This window comes from Mycolicibacterium sediminis (genome assembly GCF_010731735.1).
GTDB lineage: Bacteria > Actinomycetota > Actinomycetes > Mycobacteriales > Mycobacteriaceae > Mycobacterium > Mycobacterium sediminis.
The window spans coordinates 794,629-810,497 of sequence record NZ_AP022588.1 but is presented as its reverse complement, the minus strand read 5'-3'; the positions used below and the strand labels follow the sequence as shown (position 1 = coordinate 810,497).

17 protein-coding genes are annotated in these 15,869 nt (G+C 70.3%); 8 read left to right on the top strand and 9 right to left on the bottom strand.

Annotation, left to right across the window (positions count from 1 at the left end):
• Positions 1-3: 3 nt before the first annotated feature.
• Positions 4-1,005: an AAA family ATPase gene (locus tag G6N64_RS04000; RefSeq protein WP_163795706.1), complete on the bottom strand. Its 1,002-nt coding sequence runs from the start codon at positions 1,003-1,005 to the stop codon at positions 4-6.
• Between the two features lie 56 nt (positions 1,006-1,061).
• Entirely contained in the window at positions 1,062-1,553 is a 492-nt protein-coding gene (locus G6N64_RS03995; protein ID WP_163795705.1) for an MSMEG_6728 family protein, read from the bottom strand.
• Between the two features lie 72 nt (positions 1,554-1,625).
• Here G6N64_RS03995 and G6N64_RS03990 point away from each other — a divergent pair, with 72 nt between their 5' ends.
• Positions 1,626-2,312 carry a GAP family protein gene (locus tag G6N64_RS03990; protein WP_163801423.1) on the top strand — a complete coding sequence of 229 codons (687 nt, stop codon included), beginning with the start codon at positions 1,626-1,628 and terminating at the stop codon, positions 2,310-2,312.
• 12 nt (positions 2,313-2,324) lie between these two features.
• Here G6N64_RS03990 and G6N64_RS03985 read toward each other — a convergent pair whose 3' ends face one another.
• Positions 2,325-3,242, bottom strand: a complete 918-nt coding sequence (locus G6N64_RS03985) for an AraC family transcriptional regulator (protein ID WP_246230934.1) — start codon at positions 3,240-3,242, stop codon at positions 2,325-2,327.
• Positions 3,243-3,360: 118 nt separating this feature from the next.
• Between G6N64_RS03985 and G6N64_RS03980 the strand changes: the two genes are divergently transcribed.
• Positions 3,361-4,443 carry an aldo/keto reductase gene (locus G6N64_RS03980; RefSeq protein ID WP_163795703.1) on the top strand — a complete coding sequence of 361 codons (1,083 nt, stop codon included), beginning with the start codon at positions 3,361-3,363 and terminating at the stop codon, positions 4,441-4,443.
• On the opposite strand, the gene G6N64_RS03975 is transcribed toward G6N64_RS03980, so the two are convergent.
• The 4 genes from G6N64_RS03975 to lipE all read right to left on the bottom strand — a co-directional run bounded on the left by G6N64_RS03975 (position 4,440) and on the right by lipE (position 8,669).
• Positions 4,440-4,805, bottom strand: a complete 366-nt coding sequence (locus tag G6N64_RS03975) for a cupin domain-containing protein (RefSeq protein WP_163795702.1) — start codon at positions 4,803-4,805, stop codon at positions 4,440-4,442. The two genes, G6N64_RS03980 and G6N64_RS03975, sit on opposite strands and share 4 nt — an antisense overlap.
• Before the next feature lie 121 nt (positions 4,806-4,926).
• Positions 4,927-6,126 (bottom strand): acyl-CoA dehydrogenase family protein, encoded by a 1,200-nt coding sequence (locus G6N64_RS03970; RefSeq protein ID WP_174266922.1) that lies wholly within the window; start codon positions 6,124-6,126, stop codon positions 4,927-4,929.
• A complete protein-coding gene (locus G6N64_RS03965) occupies positions 6,089-7,285 on the bottom strand; it encodes an acyl-CoA dehydrogenase family protein (RefSeq protein ID WP_163795700.1) in 1,197 nt (398 codons plus the stop codon). Before G6N64_RS03965 ends, G6N64_RS03970 begins: the two co-directional genes overlap by 38 nt.
• A gap of 133 nt (positions 7,286-7,418) precedes the next feature.
• Positions 7,419-8,669, bottom strand: a complete 1,251-nt coding sequence (gene lipE / locus G6N64_RS03960; RefSeq protein WP_197748401.1) for a lipase LipE — start codon at positions 8,667-8,669, stop codon at positions 7,419-7,421.
• 91 nt (positions 8,670-8,760) lie between these two features.
• On the opposite strand from lipE, the gene G6N64_RS30020 reads away from it, so the two are divergent.
• The 6 genes from G6N64_RS30020 (at position 8,761) to G6N64_RS03935 (ending at position 14,415) form a co-directional block, all read left to right on the top strand.
• On the top strand, positions 8,761-9,669 hold the full coding sequence (locus G6N64_RS30020; protein WP_246230932.1) for a DUF1295 domain-containing protein: 909 nt from the start codon (positions 8,761-8,763) through the stop codon (positions 9,667-9,669).
• A complete protein-coding gene (locus G6N64_RS30015; protein ID WP_246230930.1) occupies positions 9,636-10,787 on the top strand; it encodes an FAD-dependent oxidoreductase in 1,152 nt (383 codons plus the stop codon). Before G6N64_RS30020 ends, G6N64_RS30015 begins: the two co-directional genes overlap by 34 nt.
• Before the next feature lie 103 nt (positions 10,788-10,890).
• Entirely contained in the window at positions 10,891-12,057 is a 1,167-nt protein-coding gene (locus G6N64_RS03950; RefSeq protein ID WP_425487206.1) for a PP2C family protein-serine/threonine phosphatase, read from the top strand.
• Positions 12,054-13,685, top strand: a complete 1,632-nt coding sequence (locus G6N64_RS03945) for a sensor histidine kinase (protein WP_246230928.1) — start codon at positions 12,054-12,056, stop codon at positions 13,683-13,685. The genes G6N64_RS03950 and G6N64_RS03945 overlap by 4 nt, the downstream gene beginning before the upstream one ends.
• Entirely contained in the window at positions 13,682-14,122 is a 441-nt protein-coding gene (locus tag G6N64_RS03940) for a response regulator (RefSeq protein ID WP_163795696.1), read from the top strand. The genes G6N64_RS03945 and G6N64_RS03940 overlap by 4 nt, the downstream gene beginning before the upstream one ends.
• Before the next feature lie 38 nt (positions 14,123-14,160).
• Positions 14,161-14,415 (top strand): metallothionein, encoded by a 255-nt coding sequence (locus tag G6N64_RS03935; protein WP_163795695.1) that lies wholly within the window; start codon positions 14,161-14,163, stop codon positions 14,413-14,415.
• On the opposite strand, the gene G6N64_RS03930 is transcribed toward G6N64_RS03935, so the two are convergent.
• Positions 14,391-14,660, bottom strand: coding sequence for a type B 50S ribosomal protein L31 (locus G6N64_RS03930; protein WP_163795694.1), 270 nt, complete (start codon positions 14,658-14,660; stop codon positions 14,391-14,393). The two genes, G6N64_RS03935 and G6N64_RS03930, sit on opposite strands and share 25 nt — an antisense overlap.
• The gene (gene mrf / locus G6N64_RS03925; protein ID WP_163795693.1) at positions 14,657-15,853 is read right to left on the bottom strand and encodes a ribosome hibernation factor-recruiting GTPase MRF; all 1,197 of its coding nucleotides are present in this window, start codon (positions 15,851-15,853) and stop codon (positions 14,657-14,659) included. Before mrf ends, G6N64_RS03930 begins: the two co-directional genes overlap by 4 nt.
• Positions 15,854-15,869 lie beyond the last annotated feature (16 nt).

The window sequence follows — 15,869 nt, the reverse complement described above, 5'->3', positions numbered from 1 at the left end:
GCCTCAGGGCACCCGCACGGCGCCCACCACGGCGTCCACCACGACGTCCGGCGTGATGCGCTGGCTCGCGGCCTCGAAGCCGAGGATCAGGCGGTGCCGCAGCACCCGGTGGGCCAGGTCGGCGACGTCCTCGGGCATGACGTGGGCGCGGCCGCGCAGCAGTGCCAGGGCCCGGGCGGTCCGGCAGAACGCGATGGTGGCCCGCGGGCTCGCGCCGTACTCGACCAGTCGCGCCATGCCGGACGGCAGGTGCTCCTCCGGGACGCGGGTGACCTCGACCAGCCTGCTGGCGTACTGGATCAGCGCACGGTCCATGTGCACGGCGGCCGCGACATGCTGCACTTGCAGTACGTCGTCCAGATCCACCGCCGGCGGCATGCGGTGCCGACGCTCGTACAGGCCTGCGTCCATCCGGGAGATCACCTCGACCTCCTCGTCGGCGGTCGGATATCCGACGATCTCCTTGAGCATGAACCGGTCGGTCTGCGCCTCGGACAGGGGATAGGTGCCCTCCTGGTCCACCGGGTTCTGCGTCGCGATCACCAGGAACGGATCGGGCAGCGGGTACTCGGTGCCGGCGATCGTGGTCTGGCGCTCCTCCATGGCCTCGAGCATCGCGCTCTGGGTCTTGGCGCTGGACCGGTTGATCTCGTCGAGGAGGACGACGTTGGCGTGCACCGGGCCGAGCTGCGTCACGAACCGGTTGGTGGCCGACTCGTAGATCTGGGTGCCGACGATGTCGCTGGGCAGCAGGTCCGGCGTGCACTGGATGCGCCGGAACTCGCCGCGGATCGACTCGGCGACGACGCGCGCGGCGGTGGTCTTCGCCAGCCCCGGGAGACTCTCGATCAGCAGGTGACCGCCGGCCAGCAGGGAGACCAGCATCGACTCCCGCAGGTGCAGCTGGCCCACCACCTTCGCCGAGAACGCACCCGCGACAGCGTCCACCGTCCGCAGGGCGCCGTCCACGTCGGAGCGGTCGAGTTGAGGTCGCGCTGCTGTCATGAATCCTTCCGGTCCCGGCCGTCGGGGCTGATCATGATTACCCGAGCGAGCGGTTTTCAAGCCCCGGCGTCGATGGGCACCCGCCGCTCCCGGTCCGACGGGGGCCAGACGTAGGGCAGGTCGTCCGGCACGTCGCCGAACAGCGGCCGATAGTAGGCGGGGTCCTTCTTGACCAGTGCCGACCGGTGGCTGAGGTGGAAGTCGTGGTCGCCGAGCCACGGGGGTAGCTCGTGTTCGGCCGCGAGAACCGCCTGGTCACGGGCACCGATGAGACCCGTCGTGCGCTCGAGGTCGACCAGCAGGGTGGCGGCGGTCGTGTCGGCGTGCCCGCGGGCGGCCCAGGCCTCGCAGATGGTCAGCCCGTAGCGGACGAGGGCCTCCTCGTACCCCGCCCACATGGCGGCGGCGGGATGCCTGCGCCAGCCGTACCCGGGCACGACCAGCGCACGAAGCACCTGGATGTTCTCCGCGCGCTGTTTGCCGAGCCTGCGCGAATCGAGCCGCGCGGCCGATTCGGCGAAGTCCGGGTAGGGCAGGAACGTCTGCATGGGGTCCGGATACCCGCATCGAGCGGTGCCAATGTGCACCCGAGGCGGGCGAACCGTAGGTTCATGGGCGTCATGCTGGCTCTCCTCCTACCCCTCATCGGGTTCGCGTTCCTGGACTCGCTGAACGTCCTCAACCTCGGGGTGACCACGGCAGTCGTGTACGACAGCCGGCTGAGCCGCAGGTCCCCGCTGCCCGCGGGGGTCAGCTTCATCGCGGGCGTGTTCGCCGCGACCGCCACGTTCGGCGTGCTGACGGTCTTCGGGTTGAGCTTCCTCACCGACCGCGCCGACGTCGACGTGACGCCCACCGTCAGGTACTGGGCGCAGCTCGTGCTCGGACTGGTGCTGATCGCCGTCGCGGCGTTCTCCGGCCGGGCCTCCGGCGTGGCCCCACCGGAGCGCGTCGTTCGGGCGGCCCGGCGCAACCCCTGGCTGTTCGTGATCGTGGGACTGGCGGTGGGGTTCGGCCAGTCCGCGACCTCGGTGCCGTACCTGAGCGCGCTGGCGCTGATCTCGGCGCACCAACCCATCCCGTTCGCATGGCCGGTGCTGGTGCTCGGCTACTGCGCCGTCGCGCTGTCGTTCTCGGTGTTCGTGCTGGCGCTGTCGACGGTGCGGACCATCCGGGCGCGTCGCGTGCAGCGCCACCTCGTCCGGGCGATCACGCGGTTCGGCCCGCCGGTGGTGCGCGTCCTGTTCGGCATCATCGGCGTGGTGCTCGTCGTCGGCGCGCTGCTGAACCATGGGGCGCTGTTCTAGGGCCCCGGTCCTTCACACCAGGGCGACGGCCCGGCTCGGCTGGTCGCGGAGGCGCTCGGCATCGCGGCCAGGCGGGACGCCGAACAGCCGGCGGTACTCGCGGTTGAACTGCGACGGGCTGTCGTAACCGACGGTGTGGCCGATGCCCGCGACGTCGCCTGGGCGCGCGAGCAGCAGCGACCGGGCGTGTTGAAGCCGGATGCACTTCTGGAACTGCAGCGGAGTCATGGCCGTCACGCCACGGAAGTGGCGGTGGTACGCCGACGAGCTCATGCCTGCCATGCTCGCCAGGTCGTCGATGCGGACCGGCTGGGCGTAGTTGTTGCGCAGCCAGCTGATGGTCCGGCTGACGTGCGCGAGATTGCCGTCCGCTGAACCGATCTGACGCAGTGTCGGACCCAGGGGGCCGGTCAGCACCCGCCACAGGATCTCCCGTTCGATCAACGGTGCCAGGACTGCGGCATCATCGGGCCGGTCGAGGAGGCGGAGCATGCGGGCGACGGCGTCGAGCAGGTCGACGTCGGCGTCACCGGTAGTGATGGCGGACTCGGGATGCTCTGTGCGCCTGCGTCGTTCGCCTGGCGCGCGCAGCATCAGCGCGGCGATCTCGGCGGGCCGGAGTGCCAGGCCGAAGCCGAGCGAGGGCGATGCCGCGCTGGTGTCGACGTAGTGGCCCGTGACGGGCACCGTGGCCGCGACGAGTAGGCAATGGCCGGCCCGGTACTCGTACGTCCGGTCGCCCAGCAACAGGCGCTTGCCGCCCTGGGCCATGACGACCAGCAGGGGCTCGGTGAGCGTGTAGTCGGGAGTGGATCCATCGGTCGCCACCTTCGACAGCAGCACGCCGTCGATGGAGGTGGTCATGTCCGGGCGGGCGTGGCGTGCGATGCGGTCACCGATCTCGGCGAGCAGTGCGGCGCGGGTGTGCACTGCTCGATCATCCCGAAGTCGACAGAATCGTGCAAGAGAGTGCAGTGATCGATCTACCGCGTCCGCTCGGTCGCGCATTGAATGTAGACATCCAAACGCACTGCTAGGAGATGAATTCATGTCACTCGCTCACTACGTCACCCTCGGCCGGTCCGGACTCCGGGTCAGCCCGTTCGCGCTCGGCGCGATGACATTCGGCAATGACCCAGGCGGCGCGGGAACCTCCGTCGAGGAGTCCGAGCGCATCCTCGAGACGTATCTCGACCTCGGCGGGAACTTCGTCGACACCGCGAACTTCTACACCAACGGCCACTCCGAGAAGATCCTCGGCGACTGGTTCGCAGCCCGGCCCGGCAGGCGCGAGCACGTGGTGCTGGCGTCGAAGTTCTTCACCAACATGCACCCCGGCGACCCGAACGGCGGCGGTGCGGGACGGTCGTCGATCCGCGCCCAACTTCGCGAGACGCTACGCCGGCTGAACACCGACTACCTCGACGTGTACTGGATGCACAACTTGGACAGGCACACTCCGATCGAGGAGACGATGTCGACCCTCGACGACCTCGTCCGCGCGGGCACCATCCGCTACGTCGGGTTCTCCAACACCCCGGCCTGGGTGACCGCACGGGCTCAGACCACCGCGCTGCTGAGGGGGTGGGCACCGCTGATCGCCCTGCAGGTCGAGTACTCGCTGCTCGCCCGAACCGTCGAGGGCGAACTGGCACCGCTGGCGCAGGACACCGGCATGGCACTGGTCCCGTGGAGTCCGCTGAAGAACGGCTTTCTCTCGGGCAAGTACCGGCGCGGGTCGGCGGTCACCGACTCGGCCCGCGCCGAATTCGTTGGCGGGCCGTCCGACGACGAGTTCCGCGTCATCGAGGCGGTCGCCGACGTGGCCGCCGAGGCCGGCGTCTCCTCGGCCGCCGTCTCGCTGGCGTGGTTGCGCTCACGACCGGGCACCGTGGTGCCGATCATCGGGGCGCGGCGCCTCGAACACCTCACCGCCAACCTCGCCGCGCTGGACGTGACGCTCACCGACGCGCAGATTGCACGCCTGGACGACGCGTCGGCCCCCGCGCTGAGCTACCCCGCCGCGCTCAACGGAGACATGGCCACGATGCTGCAGTTCGCGGGCACCACGGTCGACGGACGCCAGTCGACGGTCTACCCGCCTCTGCTGGCCAGTGACGTCAGGTACTAGCCGTCGTAATAGTCCGCGCCGCGGGAGAACTCGACGAACGTGCACGCCTCGTCACCCACGGACCATGCGTCGTGACCGGGCGGCAGCAGCATGACGTCGCCCGCGGCGAACACCTCCTCCGACCCGTCGGCCATCCGCACGCCGAGCGCGCCGCGGGTGACCAGCGCGACGTGCGGCAGCTCGCAGAGATCGGTGCCCGCGTAGTCCTTGAGGTCGTTGGACCAGCGGGCACCCTTGCCGAACGTCACCTCCGTCACCGAGACGCCGGCGAGTTCGGCCGTGCGCTTGGAGATGAGGCCGTGTACGTCACTCTCGACGTCCGCGAGACGGGCCTTCTGCATGGCGGGGTGGTAGGTGCTCATCGGCGCATTCCACCACGCGCAGGCGTCCTTGCCCAGTGTTGGGGGCGCCGAGACTGCAGTGGCATCGCAGTTTTCCGACTGGGAGCGATCTCACCGCAGTCTCGGCGGAGGATGTGGCGCGCTAGGCGGACCTGCCGTCGGCGACCCGCGGCGGACGATCGGCAGTCGCGACGTCGAGCACCAGCTCGGCCACCCGGTTGCGGTGCTGCTCGGCGTTGCCCAGCAGTGCCGCGTCGGTGGTCGCTCGCTTGTAGTAGAGGTGCGCCTGGTGCTCCCAGGTGAACCCGATGCCGCCGTGCACCTGGATCGTGTCGGTCGCGACCCGGGTGAACGCCGCCGAGCACACCGCCTGCGCGATGCTCGCCGCCAGCGCCGGATCGTCGGTGCCGTCGGACAGCGCCCACACCGCGTGGTACGCCGCGGACTGCGCGTGCTCGACCTCGACGAGGAGGTCGGCGAGCTTGTGCTTGACGGCCTGGAACGAGCCGATCGGCCTGCCGAACTGCAGCCGGGTCTTCGCGTACTCGACCGACAGATCGAGCAGATGCCGTGCGGCGCCCACCTGTTCGACGGCCAGCAGCGCGGACCCCACCTGGAGGGCGTGCTCGATGACCCGCACCGCCTCGTCGGGTGCGGCCACCAGCGTGGCCGGGGCGTCGGTGAACTCGACGTCGGCCTGCGGCCGGGTCAGGTCCAGCGTGTTCAGCGAAGTGCGTTGCACTCGAGCTGAAGTCGTGTCGACGGCGAACAGTGCGACGCCGTCCGGTCCGGTGGCCGCGACCAGTAGATCGTCGGCGACGGTGCCGTCCACGACGCGCGTCGCCGTCCCGGTCAGCGTCCAGTCGTCACCCGATGCCGTCGCGGTGACGGCGACGTCGGCCGGGTCGAAGCCGCCCGCACGGTCGGCGACGGCGACCGCGGCGGTCCGCCTGCCCTCGATCAACTCGGCGAGCAGGGCGTCGCGCGCCGGCCCGGCCGACGCCGCCACCAACGCCGGGATGGCGAGGTACACCGTGCCGAACAGCGGTCCGCAGGCCAGCGAAGCGGCGAGCCGCTCGACGGCCACGGCCTGATCGACGAGTGAACCACCCACGCCCCCATCGGCTTCCGGCACCGACAGGCCGAGTACGCCGAGTTCGGCGCCGAGCCTGCCCCACACCGCGCGGTCGAACGGCGGGTCGGATTCCATGAGCCTGCGCACCGTCGCCTCGTCGAAGTGGTCGCCGCAGAAGCCGCTGACCGCTGCGCGCAGTTGAGCCTGCTCGTCGGTGAAGATGAATGGCTCAGCCACGAGGGATCTCCTTCCAGGGCATGCCGGCATCGGCACGCAGATCGCCTGGCAGGCCAAGAATGCGCTCACCGAGGATGTTTCGCATGACTTCCGAGGTGCCACCCTCGATGGTGTTGGCCCGGCTGCGCAGGAACCGCTGCTGAATCGGTCCACGCCAATCGGATTCGTTCTCCGGATCACGACCCGAGCTGTAGCCGTGGTAGAGCGTGCCCTCGGTTCCGAGCAGGTCCATGCAGAACTGGTAGATCAGCTGGTTCAGCTCGGCGCCGACCATCTTGCCGATCGAGCCCTCCGGACCGGGGCCGCCCATCGTGGCCGCGGCGCGCGACCGCTCCGACGTCAGGCGCTGCGCCTCGGACCGCAACCACAACTGCGTCAACCGATCACGCAGCACCGGGGTGTGCAGGTCCGGCCGCGCGGCCCACAGGGAGACGGCCTCGGAGATGGTGCCCGCTCCGCGGCGACTGCCGCTGCCGCCGAGCGCGCTGCGCTCGTTCATCAGCGTCGTCATCGCGACGTTCCAGCCGTTGCCGACGGCACCCAGGCGGTGCGCGTCGGGGATGCGGGCGTCGGAGAAGTACACCTCGTTGAACTCGGCCTGGCCGGTCATCTGGCGCAGCGGCCGCGTCTCGACGCCGGGTCCGTGCATGTCGACGACGAAGTAGGTGAGGCCCTTGTGCTTCGCGACGTCCGGGTCGGTACGGGCGAGCAGCAGGCCCCAGCGGGCGCGGTGGGCGAGGCTCGTCCACACCTTCTGCCCGTTGATCACCCAGTCTTCGCCGTCCGGCACCGCCGACGTCGCCAGGCCGGCGAGGTCGGACCCGGCGCCGGGCTCGGAGAACAGCTGGCACCAGATGTGCTCGGTGCTGGCGAGCGGTCGCAGCCACGACTTCTTGAGGTCGTCGTCCTGGGCGTGCTCGCGGATGGTCGGCGCGGCCATGCCGTAGCCCATCGGGTTCAGGCCCAGCGGGACCGGACCGCCTGCGCCCTGCAGCACGCCGTCGGCGACCGCCTGCAGTCGCCGCGACAGGCCGAGACCGCCGAAGCCCTCGGGGAAGTGCACCCAGGACAGGCCCGCGTCGTAGCAGGCGGCGAGGTACTCGGGAATGGGGACGGACTTCGGATCGTGTTCGGCGACCACCCGCTGTGCGAGGTCGGCGACGCGATCGACATCAGCATCGTTGCTCATCTGGCCACGATAGAAGTCGACACCCGTCAAGTGACGGCGGGGGGTGCTTGCGGCGCGAGCGTGCGTCAAGTCGGGTTCTGGCGCGGCGTGTCCCCCGCAGACACGCACGCTCGCCGGAGGAGGTGGGGCCCGCTCAGCGCACCCGGGGGAGTTCGGCGGCGATCGCGTCGAGCAGGGCGGGGTAGCGCCTGGCCTCGCGGTGGCCGCCGGGCTTGCCGCTGCTGATGATGCCCGCGGACAGCCGGCGTGCCGGGTCGGCCCACACCGCGATGTTCACCAGCCCGGTGTGGCCGAACGCGTCGGGCGCGTTCCGGCCGAACGGCCCGAAGCGGTCGGAGCCCAGCATGAACCCGGTGCCCCAGCGCAGCGGTATCAGGCCGGTCGCGACGTCGGGCCGCAACCGGCGCACCTGCCGCGTCGCCCCGCGCAGCGTCTCCGGCGACATGACCCGGACGCCGTCGAGTTCCCCACCCCTGCGCCAGATCTCGGCGAACCGGGACAGCTCGTCCGCCGTCGAGACGGTGTTGGACGACGGCAGCACGCCGGTCAGGTAGCGCTCGGTGTTGGTGAACGGGATGAGCTGCTGGGTGGTGCCGCCGATCGCGATCTTGAACGCCTTGGCCATCGGCGCAGGGAGCGGCTTGCCGGTCGCATGGCTCGGCGCGACCAGCGGAACGTCGGCCGAGGCGACGCCGTAGTTGGTCCAGCGGAAGCCCAGCGGCTCGAGGATGTCGGTGGCCAGGATCTCGCGGATGTTGCGGCCGGTGGCCGCCGAGACGATCTCGCGCATCAGCGGGCCCCACGTCAGCGCGTGGTAGACGTGCACCAGTCCCGGCCTGTAGATCGGCTTGAGCTTGCCGAGCATCTCGCGGGCGTACTCGCTGTCGTCCATCCGCTTGACGTCCGGGCGCGGCCCGGTCGCGAAGGGCACACCCGCGCTGTGGGTCATCACGTGCCGGATCGTGGTGCGGTCCTTGCCGTGGCTCGTGTAGGTGGGCAGGTAGTCGCACACCCGGTCGTCGAGCGAGAACGCGCCGCGCTCGACGAGCATGTGCACCACGGTGGTCGTGATGCCCTTGGCCGACGAGTACGCGCAGAACGGCGTCTCGGTCGTGACCGGCACGAGGTCGGCGTCCGGCGGATCGTCCGGTCCGTTGCCCCACCCGTGACCGATCGCGCGGTTGAGCACCACCCGGCCGTCGACGCGCAGGCAGACCTGGATAGCCGGGTGCATGCCGGCCCGGTACCAGTGCCGGGCCTTCTCCCAGATGCGATCGACCGCTCCCGCGGGAAGCAGGGCATGGTCCTCGGTGCCGACCGCGGTGATCGCCTCGAGGGCCTCGTCGGAGCGGGCGGGGACGCGAATTCGACCGTCTTCAGACACGTCCGACAGGTTACGGCCAGCTCGCCGAACGCCCCTCGCCGTCGAACTAGAACGTGTTACAGTTCGCCGACTTCCGAGCCGGAGGAGACCGTTGACCGAGACCCCCGTGACGAGATCCAAGGCGGCGTCGCTCGCCATCGTCACCCTCGCCTACGTGATCGTCGTCGCGGTGGCGGGGGCATGGCTGCTGTGGGGCCCCACGACCGGACGGCTCTGGCTCGACACCCTGATCGCCGACGTCCTGGGCACCGTGGTGGTGTTCGCGTTCAGCCGCGCCTACCGCAACTCCAGCTTCTACGACGCCTACTGGAGCGTCATCCCACCGCTGCTGCTCCTCTACTGGTGGAGCCAGGCGGGCCCGGACGTGGACCGGCTGCGGTGCTGGCTGGTCGCGATCGTGGTGGTGCTGTGGGCGATTCGCCTCACCGGCAACTGGGTGTACACGTTCCCCGGCCTGCACCACGAGGACTGGCGCTACCCCATGTTCCGCGACCGCGCGGGACGGCTCGAGTTCGTCGCGGACCTCGTCGCCATCCACCTCATCCCCACCCTGCAGGTCTTCGGTGGCATGGTGCCGGTCTACGTGGCGGTGACCCGCCCCGGCGACGGCATCGCCTGGCTGATGATCGTGGCGTTCGTGATCGGCATCGCGGCGGTGACGCTCGAGTTCGTCGCCGACGGGCAGATGCACCGGTTCGCGCGGGTACGCCAACCCGGCGAGGCGATGGATCGCGGACTGTGGTCGTGGTCGCGGCACCCGAACTACTTCGGCGAGTTCGCCTTCTGGCTGTCGCTCGGCCTGTTCGGCGTCGCCGCGGCGCCCGCGGACTGGTGGTGGGTGATGGCGGGTGCGGTCGTCATGCTCGCGCTGTTCCTCGGCGCCAGCATCCCGATGATGGAGGAGCGCAGCCTCGCGCGCCGCCCCGAGTACTCCGACGTCGTCGACCGGGTCTCGAAGTTCGTGCCGTGGCCGCCGAAGCGGTCGGGGGCCCGACGGTGAAGCGCGTCGTCGTCGCCGGGCTCGGCGACAGCGGTGTGCTGACGGCGATCCGGCTGGCCAAGACACCGGGCGTCGACGTCGTCGGCATCTCGGCGAAGCCCGCACTGGTCAGTGGTCAAGAACTGGGCTGGCGGATCAGCAGGCCCGACCACTGGGCCGAGCACAACTGGATCTCGTTCGACAGGTTCCACGGTCTGGACCGGGTGCGCACCGTGCACGGCACGCTGACGGGCCTCGATCCGGTGGGCCGCAGCGTCTCGGTACGGACCGCGGCGGGCACCGAGGTGGCCGAGGGCTACGACGCGCTGATCATCTCGACCGGCGTCACCAACGGCTTCTGGCGGCAACCGACGCTCCAGTCCGCCGACGAGATCGGCGCCGACCTGCGCGCCGCCCACGATCGGCTCGCGGCCGCGTCGTCGGTGATCGTGGTCGGCGGCGGCGCCGCGGCCGTCAGCAGTGCGGCGAACGTCGCCCGCACGTGGCCCGGCACCCGCGTCGGGCTGTACTTCCCGGGCGATCGCGCGCTGACCCAGTACCACCCGCGGACGTGGGCACGCGTCGAACGCCGGCTGCGCGAGGCCGGGGTGACGCTGCACCCGGGCCACCGCGCGGTGATGCCCGACGGCTTCACCGGAGACGCCATCACCGACGACCCGATCGAGTGGAGCACCGGCCAGCCGGCTGCCTCCGCGGACGCCGTGCTGTGGACGGTCGGCCGGGTGCGGCCCAACACCGAGTGGCTGCCGTCGAGCCTGCTCGACGACGACGGGTTCGTCCGCGTGACGCCCGACCTGCGCGTCGCGGGTCAGTCCGGGGTCTTCTCGGTCGGGGACGTCGCGGCCACCGACCCGCAGCGCAGTTCCGCGCGCAACCGGGCCGACGGGCTGCTGGCCTACAACGTCCTCGCCGACTTCGAGGGCCGGCCGCTGCGCACGTACCGCCCGCCGACGACGCGGTGGGGCTCGATACTCGGCATCCAGCGCGACGGCCTGGAGGTGTTTGCGCCCAATGGTCGGGCGTTCCGATTCCCGGCCTGGTCGTTCGAACGCGTCCTGATGCCGTGGATCGTCCGGCGCGGCATCTACCGCGGCATCCGGGACACACCGGCCGTCTGACAACCGCTCAATGGCGCGGAACCACTTGAGTATCCTCGACGCATCGTCAATATCTTCGAACCCACCTGCGTCGGTGCGCGTGCTCACTCCTGACATCGCTCCCGTGGCACCCGGCCAACAGCTGCACCTGCTGCTGGTCGAGGACGACCGCGAGGACGCGATCCTCGTCGAGGAGCTGATCGCCGACGCCAACGCCGACATCCGCGTCGTGGTGGCCGAGACCGTGGCGGACGCCGAGCGTGAACTCGCGCGGGCGCGCCCCGACTGCGTGCTGCTGGACCTCAACCTCCCCGACGCCAACGGGATCAGCGCGCTGGACCGAATCGCCAAGCGCGGTGACCACATTCCGGTGGTCGTCCTCACCGGACTGGCCGACGAGCACTTCGGCGTCTCGGCGCTCGCGTCCGGTGCGCAGGACTATCTCGTCAAGGGGCGCGTCGAGCCCGAGATGCTGCGCCGCGCCCTGCTCTACGCCATCGAGCGCAAGCGAGCCGAGCTGACGTCCGCGGCACTGCGGTCGAGTCAGGTGACCGCGCTGGAGAACGCCCGCCTCGCCCGCGGTCTGCTGCCCACGCCGCTGCTGATGGACCACACCGGCGTCGAGATCGAGGCGCAGTACCAGCCCAGCCACGAGAACGCGCTCCTCGGCGGAGACTTCTACGACGTCGTCGAGACCCCGGACGGCACCGTGCACGTGATGGTGGGCGACGTCGCGGGACACGGCCCGGACGCCGCCGCCCTCGGTGTCGCGCTGCGCATCGGCTGGCGGGCGCTCACCTTCGTCGGCCTGCGGGGCAGTGAACGCATGATGCAGCTGGAACGCATCCTGCGCGCCGAGCGTCCGGTGAGCAGCGGCATCTTCGCGACGGTGCTCAGCGTGGCGCTCGCCCCCGACGGGCTCGGCTTCACCGCGGTGCGTGCCGGTCACCCCGGCATGCTGCTGCACGGCCCCGACTCCGTCGAGTGGCTGGAACCACCGGCCGGCCCGGCGCTGGGCCTCCACGGCACGAAGTGGCCGGTCAGCGAGCTGGAACTGCCCGCGGGCCGTGGGCTGGTGCTGCTGACCGACGGCATCTTCGAGGGGCACGCGGGAGACGGCAACCAGCGCCTCGGCGAGGAGGGCCTGCTCGAACTCGCCCGACCGCTGGCACCGCTGCCGGGTAGGGAGTTCGTCCGTGCGCTCATCAGGGCGGCCGACGACGCCGCCCGCTCGCACGGCGGCATCAGCGACGACGTCGCGGTGGTGCGGGTGGAGAGGACCCGACGATGACGGGGCAGCCGATGAAGCGCACCGAGGCCGGCGGGCGCGGCCGACGGCTCACCGTGCAGGGCTGGCAGAACCTCGCGCTGTCCCTCATGGCGATCGTGGTGCTCGCGGGTGCGGTCACCGGTGCCGTGCTGATCAACCGGACCGACCACGTGTCCCGGACGCTGATCGACGACGTCCAGCCCGCACGGGTGGCGTCCTACCGGCTGCAGACGGCGTTGCGCGACCAGGAGACCGCGACCCGGGGCTACGCCATCACCGCCGACCGGCAGTTCCTGCAGCCCTACTTCGACGGTCAGCAGGCCGAGCGTGCGGCGTCCGCGGCGATGCGCGAGCGGCTGGTCGACCGGCCGGACCTGATCGCCGACCTCGACGCGGTCGAGGCGGCCGCGGACAACTGGCGCCAGAGCTACGCGGAACCGCTGATAGCGAGCATCGAACCGCAGGCGGCGGGCCGGGTGGATCCCGCGGTGATCGACCGGGGCAAGGTCGAGTTCGACGGCATCCGGCAACTCTTCGACGTGCAGTCCGAGAACCTGCTGGAGGCGCGCGACAACGGGGTGGCCGAACTCGACGAGGTGCGCGGCTGGCGGGACCGGGACCTGATCGTCATGATCGTCGCGTTCTTCCTCGCGGCGGTCGCACTCGCCGTACTGATCCACAACGCGGTCACGCGGCCGCTGGGCCGGCTGGCCGCCTCCTGCCGCCGTATCACCGAGGGTGACCTCGACGAGAAGATCGTTCCGCGCGGACCCAAGGACATCAGGTCGATCGCCGTCGACGTCGAGAACATGCGACAGCACATCGTCGACGAACTGCAGGCGTCACAGGCGGCACGTGTCCGGCTCGACGAGCAGACCGTCGAGTTGCGCCGGTCCAACGCAGAACTCGAGCAGTTCGCCTACGTGGCCTCCCACGACCTGCAGGAGCCACTCCGGAAGGTCACGTCCTTCTGTCAGCTGATCGAGAAGCGGTACGCGGACAAGCTCGACGAGCGCGGCGTCGAGTACATCGGGTTCGCCGTCGACGGCGCGAAGCGCATGCAGGTCCTGATCAACGACCTGTTGACCTTCTCCCGGGTCGGCCGTCTGAACGCCACCCACGCCGAGGTGGATCTGAACGTCGCACTCGGCGCGGCGCTGGCCAACATCGTGACCGCCATCGAGGAGTCGGGCGCCGAGATCGCCCGCCCCGAGTCGGGACTGCCCGTCGTGGTGGGTGATCCGACGCTGATGGCGATGCTGTGGCAGAACCTGATCGGCAACGCGGTGAAGTTCCGCCGCGACGGCGTCCCACCGCGCATCGTGGTCGAGTGCCGGCCGGGGGAGGACCGGATGTGGGAATTCACGCTGTCCGACAACGGAATCGGCATCGCTCCGGAGTTCGTCGAGAAGGTGTTCGTCATCTTCCAACGGCTGCACGGACGTGACGCCTACACCGGAACCGGCATAGGGTTGGCCCTCTGCAAGAAGATCGTGGAGTACCACGGCGGCACCATCGCCATCGACACCAGCTACGACGAGGGCACCCGGTTCCGCTTCACCCTGCCGATGGTGCCCACCACGACCGACGACGTGATCGACGCCGCGGGCTCCGTGCCCGAGGCGGCCCTGGAAGGACATCGCACATGACACCCGCAGGCCGACCCATCGACGTGCTGCTCGTCGAGGACGATCCAGGCGACGAGCTGATCACCCGAGAAGCGTTCGAGCACAACAAGATCAAGAACAACCTGCACGTCGCCCACGACGGCGAGGAGGGGCTCGACTTCCTCTACAGGCGCGGCGCGTTCGCCGATGCGCCGCGTCCCGACCTGATCCTGCTCGACCTGAACCTGCCCAAGTACGACGGTCGGCAGTTGCTCGAGCAGATCAAGTCCGACGCCGACCTGTGCACCATCCCCGTCGTCGTACTGACCACCTCGTCGGCGGAGGAGGACATCCTGCGCAGCTACAAGCTGCACGCCAACGCCTACGTGACGAAGCCGGTGGATCTCGACCAGTTCATGAGTGCGGTCCGGCAGATCGACGAGTTCTTCGTGCAGGTCGTGCGGCTGCCGCAGTTCTGAGGCGTTTGACCCGCCGACGGTCGGGAACCCGTGCGCACATGAGCATCTGTGCGACGTGCGGCAACGACTACGACAAGGCGTTCACCGTGACCTGGCCCGACGGCCGATCCGAGACGTTCGACAGCGTCGAATGCGCGGCCTCCCAGTTGGCACCGGAGTGCGGGCACTGCGGGTGCCGCATCCTCGGGCACGGCATCGAGACCGACGAGGGGATGTTCTGCTGCGCGCACTGCGCCCGCAAGGACAGCAATGCCGACGTCAACGACCGCTATCCGGTGCCTGCGGGCGGGTAGCCGTAGCGTCGCCGGAACTTCTCCACCTGGCCCGCGGCGTCCAGGACCTGACTGCGGCCGGTCCAGAACGGGTGACTGTCCGCGCTGACCTCGACGACGACGAGTGGGTATGTCGTCGTCCCGTCGGGCGTCTCCCAGTCGATGGTGCGAGCGCTGGTGGCGGTCGACCTGGTGAGGAAGGCCGCTCCGGTGTTCGCATCCTTGAAAACGACGGGGTGGTAGTCGGGGTGGACGTCGGGCTTCATCGGAGGTCTCCTTCATTCGTGCCATGACTGGCGTCCGCCTCGGTTCCGGCGGTGTGGCCGCAGGGATCGGCGTGCCACTCGCCGAACGGGTCGTCGTAGCCCGGCCACGTCGAGGGCCGCGACATCTCGTCGTCGGTGAGCAGCGCCCCGGCGAGCGCGGCATGGATCTCGGCGGGCTCGGCGCCGCAGACCAGGATCGCCATGGACGTGTGCCGGTCCCCGAACGCCGGGTGCCACATCAGGTCGGCCATCGCCCGTCGCTCGCCGCCGACGTAGGCCCGTTCACCGTCGGTCATGGCCGCCAACCACTTTCCGGCCGAGCTGACGCGCAGTCCGCCGCCCGCGGACTCCAGCCACATCGCGTGGTCGGCACGGCCCGCCAACCACAGCCGCCCCCGAGTCCGCACCACGCCGTCGAGCAGCAGGTCGATGGCATCGTGCAGGCGCTGCGGGTGGAACGGTCGCCGCGAGGTGAATTCGACCAGGGCGGTGCCCGATTCGGCGGACAGCGGTGGTTGGCCGGCGAGCAGCGGGCCGTGCGGATCGTCGCCGACACCGCGGCGCGCATCGGGCTCCAGGTGGCGCAGCGACTGCTCGAGCCGGGCGACGCCGGTGGTGAGCCGGGCACGCGGGCTCAGCCGGCGCAGCACGCCGAGCGTCGCCCGGTCGGGCGCCGTCAGCACCAGGACGTCGGCGAACTCCGCCTGGCCCACCGCGACCTGCGCGACGGTCCTCCCGTCCGCCAGCTCGTCGTCGCCCAGGGCGGCCGGCAGCCAGGTGATGGCGTCGATGCACGTGACGACGGCGGCGATCTCGACGTCGCGGGCGGCCACGCCGTCGACGAAACCGGGGCCCACTCGAACGCGAACGTGGTTGATGGCGAAGCAGATCGGTTCGGGCTCGAGCCACGGCGCGAGGTGGACGACGATGCGATCGACGTCGGACCGTCGGTGCAGGACGCGCAGCAGCACCAGCAGGTCGTTGCGGATCGTGCAGGCGACGCACCCGTGCGCGAGTTCGAGGATGGTCTCGGCGGTGACGAGTTCACCGTGCCGGAGTGACGCCAGGGTGCGCCGGACGACGTGGCCGTCGAAGCGGTGCTCGACGACGAGCGTCCCGGGTGTTCGCAGCAGCACACCCGTCGCGGCGTCGGTGTCACCCTGCCCGGCGACCAGTATCAGCGGAGTCCGCACGACCCTCCTATCGGTA

Bases quoted from the DNA above. Each gene is read 5' to 3' on its own strand.
- G6N64_RS04000 (WP_163795706.1), bottom strand. From the start codon at position 1,005: ATGACAGCAGCGCGACCTCAACTCGACCGCTCCGACGTGGACGGCGCC.
- G6N64_RS03945 (WP_246230928.1), top strand. From the start codon at position 12,054: ATGACGGGGCAGCCGATGAAGCGCACCGAGGCCGGCGGGCGCGGCCGA.
- G6N64_RS03935 (WP_163795695.1), top strand. From the start codon at position 14,161: ATGAGCATCTGTGCGACGTGCGGCAACGACTACGACAAGGCGTTCACC.
- G6N64_RS03975 (WP_163795702.1), bottom strand. From the start codon at position 4,805: ATGAGCACCTACCACCCCGCCATGCAGAAGGCCCGTCTCGCGGACGTC.
- G6N64_RS03965 (WP_163795700.1), bottom strand. From the start codon at position 7,285: ATGAGCAACGATGCTGATGTCGATCGCGTCGCCGACCTCGCACAGCGG.
- G6N64_RS03990 (WP_163801423.1), top strand. From the start codon at position 1,626: ATGCTGGCTCTCCTCCTACCCCTCATCGGGTTCGCGTTCCTGGACTCG.
- G6N64_RS03970 (WP_174266922.1), bottom strand. From the start codon at position 6,126: ATGCCGGCATGCCCTGGAAGGAGATCCCTCGTGGCTGAGCCATTCATC.
- G6N64_RS03940 (WP_163795696.1), top strand. From the start codon at position 13,682: ATGACACCCGCAGGCCGACCCATCGACGTGCTGCTCGTCGAGGACGAT.
- G6N64_RS03995 (WP_163795705.1), bottom strand. From the start codon at position 1,553: ATGCAGACGTTCCTGCCCTACCCGGACTTCGCCGAATCGGCCGCGCGG.
- G6N64_RS03930 (WP_163795694.1), bottom strand. From the start codon at position 14,660: ATGAAGCCCGACGTCCACCCCGACTACCACCCCGTCGTTTTCAAGGAT.
- G6N64_RS03980 (WP_163795703.1), top strand. From the start codon at position 3,361: ATGTCACTCGCTCACTACGTCACCCTCGGCCGGTCCGGACTCCGGGTC.